Below are 6,027 nucleotides of genomic sequence, written 5' to 3'. Positions count from 1 at the left end.
GGGGTTGGGATCGACGATCGAGTTGAACGGCGTCAGCGACAGATTGGCCTGCAGCCAACCGACGCCGGTCGTGGCGGTCTTCTGCAACTTGCCTTCGGCAACGAAGCGGCCCCGCGTGACGGCGGAGAGATCCGTGGTGACGACGGCAACCAGAGGCTCGACAGTCGATGTCATGCCGGTTTTCCCAAAGCGTTGAAGCGGCCGACGACCGTGTCGGTATCGGCCACCCAGCAGTAGCCGCCGAAGGCCTTGAGCGCGATGTCGTGGCGTTCCTGCGTAATGGTGGCGCAGGCATCCGATACGCAGGTGACAAGATAGCCGCGGTCGGCGCCGTCGCGCACCGTCATGTCGACGCATTGATCGGTCAGCACGCCGACCACGACGAGATAGCGGATGCCGAGGTTCTTGAGGAGATAGTCGACATTGGTCGAGTTGAAGATGCCGGACGACGTCTTCGGCAGCATGATCTCGTCGCCGACCGGCGCCAGCGCCGGCACCGGCAGACCCTCCGGGAGGCTGGGCGCGACATGGATCGGCGTCAGCTTGTGGTCGAGCGAGCGGTCACGGCCGTCTTCGGTCAGGCTCTGGATGATGGTGTGCAGCACCTCGACGCCATTGGCCCGCGCAGCGGCCAGCAGGCGCTCCTGGTTGGGGATCGTCTGTGACGATGTCTGCCGGTAGAAATAGTGATCGGGCCCACGCTCCGGATGCGACGGATCTGCGCCCGGCTCCAGCCAGATGCGCTGCATGTCGACGAGCAGCAGGGCCGTTTCGCCGGCACGGAAGGCTTCGTCTCGTTTGGGTAGGGCCTGGGTCATGCTTTGTCGTCCTGCTTTGCTGATTTGGGTCCCGGCGTCTTGCGGGGTCCGGGTATCTTGCGCGCGCCGTTCTCTTGCGGGTCGCTGTCGAGTGTCACGGCATTGGCATGTCGCACCCTTTCGAGCCGCTCAATGCGGGCGCGCGCGTCGTCGCCCAGCGTCGAAACGATATGGGCGACCAGCGCCTCCATCTGGGCGATTGCCGGCGCCAGCGTGTCATAGGGCGAGGCGACTTCGAGCGGGCTGACGATGGTGACTTCGGCGAGGTCTGATATCGGCGACAGCCATTGGTCGGTGAACAGGACGATGCGCACATCGAGCGCCGCCGCTTGGCTCGCATAGGCCATGACGTCGAGCTGGTAGCGGCGGTAGTCGAACACGACGAGCACGTCGCGCCGGTCGAGGTCGGCGAGCGTGTCGAAAGTCTGTGGAGAAAGCACGCCGAGATCGCGAACCCCGGAGCGAAACTGCACGAGATAGCCGGCCAGCATGCCGGCGATGTGACGGCTGAACCGGCCGCCGACCATCACAATCTCGCCCTTGACCTCCATCAGCAGGCGGGCCGCCCGCTCGTATGTCTGGATGGGTGTCGCGGCGGTGGCTTTCTGCAAGGCCGTGGTGACGCTGTCGAGATAGGCCAGCACGGCGCTGTCGTTGGAGCCGCTCTGCCGCTTGGCCTCCATCATCAGCAGCGGCGAGTGCAGTCTTGCCTCGACTTCGGCCAGAAGCTTCGCCTGGAAATCCGGAAACCCTTCATAGCCGAGCTTGACGACCAGTCTCACCACGGTCGGATCGCTGACGCCAGCGCGCCGGGCGAGCGATGAGGCGGTGCCGAGGCCGGAGGTCGGATAGTCCGTCAACAGCAGTCGGACGATCTTCTCTTCCGACGGCGTCAGCGCAAGATCCCCGCGCATCAGAACATCGCGTATCGCCATGGGCCTCCCCGAAATCCGTGTTCTCTTGTTTTGTCGAGTTTATTACAGAGATTTAAATCTTGGTCAACAATGAAGAGATGTTGACATTGCGTGATCGCTGGCCCTACCTTGTCGGAAAGCAGCCAAGAGACTGTGGGGAACAGCCATGCGAAACGGAAGCGACGTCATCGTCGTCGGTGCCGGCATTGTCGGATCGAGCGCCGCCTATCATCTGGCCAAGGCCGGTGTGAAGGTCACATTGGTCGAGCAGACCCATCCCGCCGGCGGCCCGTCGGGCAAATCGTCGGCGCTGCTGCACGCCTTCTACCTGATGCCGGAATTGTCGCAGCTTTCCATACGTGGCCGCGAGATCCTGGTGTCGCTGCCGGAAATCGCGGGCGAAGGCTCTTTCGTCACCGAAATCGGCATGATGTGGGTCTGCGGCAACGACAACAAGGTGAGTTGGACGGCGGCGGCCGAACGCATCCGCGGCGAGGGCGCGCGCATCGAGACATTGTCGCCGCAGGCCTTTGCCGACGCGGCACCCGGCTTTGCCCTGGACAATGTCGCAATGGCGCTGTGGGAGCCGGAATATGGCTACGCCGATGCCTTCGGCGCCACCAACGCCATCGCCCGTGCCGCCCGCGCCAACGGTGCCAGGATCATGCAGAACACGCTGGTCGAGAGCCTTCAACGGCAGGGCGACCGCATCACCGGCGTCACCTTGACCGATGGAACGGTGCTGGAAGCCGGTACCGTCGTCCTGGCCGCCGGGCCGTGGACGCGCCGCCTGCTGGCGACGGTCGGCCTCGATCTGCCGCTGCATGTCGAGCGCCATCCGATGGCCGTCCTCGACGCAGCCGGCAAGGCAAGGCAGGTCATGCCTTTCGCCTGGTGCGACGACATTTCCTGCAACTATGCACGGCCTGACAATGACGGCGTCATCCTGGCCGGCACCTGGGCTGGTGGCGGCACCGGCCTGCGCCACGAACATGCGGGCCGCCCGCGTTTGGTCCAAAATCCTGATGATTACATGGAAGGTGTCGAGGAGCAGGAATCGGTCGAGATTCTGGAGACCTTCGCTGGCAGAGTCCCTGCCATGGCCGAGCTTGGCATCCGGCCCGGCTATGCCGGACTCTACGACATGAGCCCCGACGATCTGCCGGTCATCGGCGCCATGCCTGACGTCGAAGGGCTGGTCGTTTCGGCGGGATCCTCCGGCCACGGCTTCAAGACCGGGCCGGCAGTCGGCGAGGCGGTGGCCAGGCTGGTCACCGAAGGCGCGCAACCGATCCTGGCGCCGTTTTCACCCGATCGCTTCAGGGCCGCGTAATGGCGTCGGTGACGATGAGCGAGAGCAAGCCCAGTGGCTTCATGCCGGCCGCGTTTCGCAACGCCACTGCCGATGCCCTGTGCATGGTCGCGGTGCTGCTGCTGGTGGCGCTTGCCGCCTTCATCTTTGGCAGCGCCGCCATGCAACGTGTGGTCACCTATGCCGCGATCATGCTGACGGCGGTGCTTGGCCTGCAGATATTCTCTGGCAACAGCGGCATCGTCTCGTTCGGTCAGGCCGCCTTTGTCGGCCTTGGCGCCTACGCCACCGGCATCCTCACCATGCCGACCGCCTTGCAACGAACGGCGCTGCGCGACCTGCCGCAATTCCTCGCCGGGTATCAACTCTCCTTCTTCGCGGCGCTGGCCGTCGTCCTTGCGCTCGCGGTCATCGTCGGCCTGTTGACCGGCACGCCGCTGCTCAGGCTTTCCGGATCGAGCGCTTCGATCGCAACGCTTGCCATGCTGATCATCGTCTACACGCTGCTGGTGGCCGGGCGCGAGATCACGCGCGGCAGTCAGCCATTCTATGGCGTGCCGCGCGAGGTCGGGCTGTGGACGGCTGCCGCTGTCGCTTCGATGGCGCTGGTGGCGGCGAGGCTGTTTCGCGAAACCTCCTTCGGCCTTGCCGCCCGCGCCGCCGCCAATGACGAGCGCGGTGCCGCCGCCGTCGGCGTCGACCAGCGCACGGCGCGTCTGGCCGCCTGGGTGGCGGGTGTCGTCGCCGCCATGGCCGCCGGCGCCATGATGGCGCAGTTTCTGGGTGCGTTCTCGCCACGCGATTTCTATTTCGACCTCGGCTTCACCATGCTCGCCATGCTGATCGTCGGCGGCATGACCTCGTCGCTCGGCGCTTTCGCCGGCGTCATCGTCACCATCGTTTTGGTCGAAGTGGTGCGCCGCTTCGAAGGCGGCGGCGAGGTGCTCGGCCTGCATCTGCCCGTCCTGTTTGGCCTGACCCAGGGCGTGCTTGCCATCGCCATGATCCTGGTTATCTGGCGGCGACCGACCGGTCTGTTCGGCGAGCGTGAACTGAACCTGCTGCGTCGGCCCGGTCGCCAGGCCGTGATGGCTTCAACGGCGCCACCGCGGCATGTCGAGAGTGACCGGCTCGCCGCCGTCCATCTGTCGCGCCGCTATGCCGGCGTCGTCGCCGTCGACGACGTCAGCCTGGATTTCGAGACCGACAGCATCACCGGCATCATCGGCCCCAATGGCGCCGGCAAGACGACGCTGCTCAACATGCTGGCCGGTGATATCAAGCCAAGTGCCGGCACCGTGTCGGTGGGTGGCGTGGTCCGGCAGGCTTCGGCCTTCCGCTTCGCCCGCTCCGGCGTTGCCCGCACGTTCCAGAACATCCGCGTCTTCCCGCACATGACCGTGCTCGAAAATGTCGTCGTCGCCGCCCGCCAGGTGGAGCCGGATCTTGGCCATGCCGAGGCGGCGGCAATGGGTGAACTTGCGCGCATGGGGCTGGAGAGATTCGCCGATCAACCGGCCGCCAGGCTTGCCTATGGCCAGCGCCGTCGGCTCGAAGTGGCACGCGCCCTGGCGTTGAAGCCGCGCTTCCTGCTGCTCGACGAGCCGGCCGCCGGCATGAACGCCGTCGAGACCGCCGAACTGGTTTCGATCCTCTCGACGGTCCGCACCGAGCGCCGCATCGGCATTGTGCTGATCGAACACGACATGCGGCTGGTGATGAACCTGTGCGAGCGCATCGTCGTCATCGATCATGGCCGCGTCATCGCCGACGGCACGCCGGGCGACGTTCAGAAGAACCCTGCCGTGATCGCAGCCTATCTCGGCAGCCGCACGGCGCGCGCCAAGACCGAAACGCCTGAAAACCAGACCGCATGACCCGCAACGACAGCCAACCATAAGAAATCCAGAAGGAGAACCGACATGCCAAGCCTCTATCGCCTCCATCGCGCCGCTTTGTGCGCTGCCGTGTTCAGCATCGCCGCCATTTCGACGGCCAGCGCCGAAGAGATCATCATCGGTGCCGCGACCGCGCAGACCGGCGGCCTTGCCCCTTACGACCAGCCGGCACTTGCCGGCCTGCGCATGTCGCTCGACGAGCTCAACGCCAAGGGTGGCCTCGCTGGCAAATACACCGTCAAGCTTTTGATCAAGGACACGCGCTCCGATACCGCGCAGACTGCCACTGTCGCCCAGGAACTGATCGACGCCGGCGCCAAGATCATGATCACGCCGTGCGATGCCGATCCCTCGATTTCCGCCGGCCAGCTGACCCAGCCGCTTGGCATTCCGACCCTGACGCTGTGCGGCTCCGCCCCGGTGCTCACCGGCGCGGTCGGCGACGTCATGTTCGGCACCTATCCGGCCGACAATGTGCAGGCGACGGCGGTCGCCGACTTCGCCGTCTCGGAAGGCAAGAAGAAGGCGTTCCTGCTGACTTCGCCGGACTCCACCTACACCGCCAATCTGCCGGAATATTTCGGCAAGGTGTTCGAGAAGAAGGGCGGCGCCATTGTCGGCCGCGGCACCTTCAGCATGGGCCAGCCCGATTTTTCCGCCGAGATCACCAATATCAAGGGCCTAGCCGACAAGCCCGACCTGATCATGACGGCGGCCTATGAGCCGGATTTCCCGGCCTTCATCCAGCAATTGCGTGGCGCCGGCGTCACCATCCCGGTCTATGGCGCCGATGCCATCGGCACGCCGACCATCAAGGCGCTCGGCAAATTGGTCGACGGCGTCGTCTACACCGCGGCCGGCTATGCCGAGCCGGGCAGCAAGCTCGAGGCCTTCAATACCGCCTTCACCAAATATGCAGGCCACGCACCGGAATCGACCTATGAAGTCAATGGCTATGAGATCGGCCTGATCCTCGACCAGGCGGTCAAGACGGCCGGCTCCGACGACCCGAAAGCGATCCGCGACGCCATCGCCGGCCTTAAGGATTTCGAAGGCATCACCGGCAAGATCACCTATGCCGGCAC

General features: G+C 65.1%; 5 protein-coding genes. 3 read left to right on the top strand and 2 right to left on the bottom strand.

Going from position 1 to position 6,027, the window contains the following annotated elements; translation table 11 throughout:
- Positions 1 to 170: 170 nt before the first annotated feature.
- Positions 171 to 818, bottom strand: coding sequence for a cysteine hydrolase family protein (locus EN964_RS21410; RefSeq protein ID WP_127267229.1), 648 nt, complete (start codon positions 816 to 818; stop codon positions 171 to 173).
- Entirely contained in the window at positions 815 to 1,753 is a 939-nt protein-coding gene (locus EN964_RS21405) for a MurR/RpiR family transcriptional regulator (protein ID WP_127271273.1), read from the bottom strand. Before EN964_RS21405 ends, EN964_RS21410 begins: the two co-directional genes overlap by 4 nt.
- Before the next feature lie 145 nt (positions 1,754 to 1,898).
- Here EN964_RS21405 and EN964_RS21400 point away from each other — a divergent pair, with 145 nt between their 5' ends.
- From EN964_RS21400 to EN964_RS21390, 3 genes are all read left to right on the top strand, one after another.
- Entirely contained in the window at positions 1,899 to 3,065 is a 1,167-nt protein-coding gene (locus tag EN964_RS21400) for an FAD-binding oxidoreductase (RefSeq protein WP_127270506.1), read from the top strand.
- Between the two features lie 14 nt (positions 3,066 to 3,079).
- On the top strand, positions 3,080 to 4,921 hold the full coding sequence (locus tag EN964_RS21395) for an ATP-binding cassette domain-containing protein (protein WP_236383436.1): 1,842 nt from the start codon (positions 3,080 to 3,082) through the stop codon (positions 4,919 to 4,921).
- A 45-nt stretch (positions 4,922 to 4,966) separates the two neighbouring features.
- On the top strand, positions 4,967 to 6,027 hold a 1,061-nt coding region (locus EN964_RS21390; protein ID WP_127276709.1), incomplete at its 3' end, for an ABC transporter substrate-binding protein.

The organism is Mesorhizobium sp. M7A.F.Ca.CA.001.10.2.1 (assembly GCF_003998575.1).
GTDB lineage: Bacteria > Pseudomonadota > Alphaproteobacteria > Rhizobiales > Rhizobiaceae > Mesorhizobium.
Note: the sequence above shows the minus strand (reverse complement) of the source record. Positions and strands in the feature narration are given on the sequence as shown.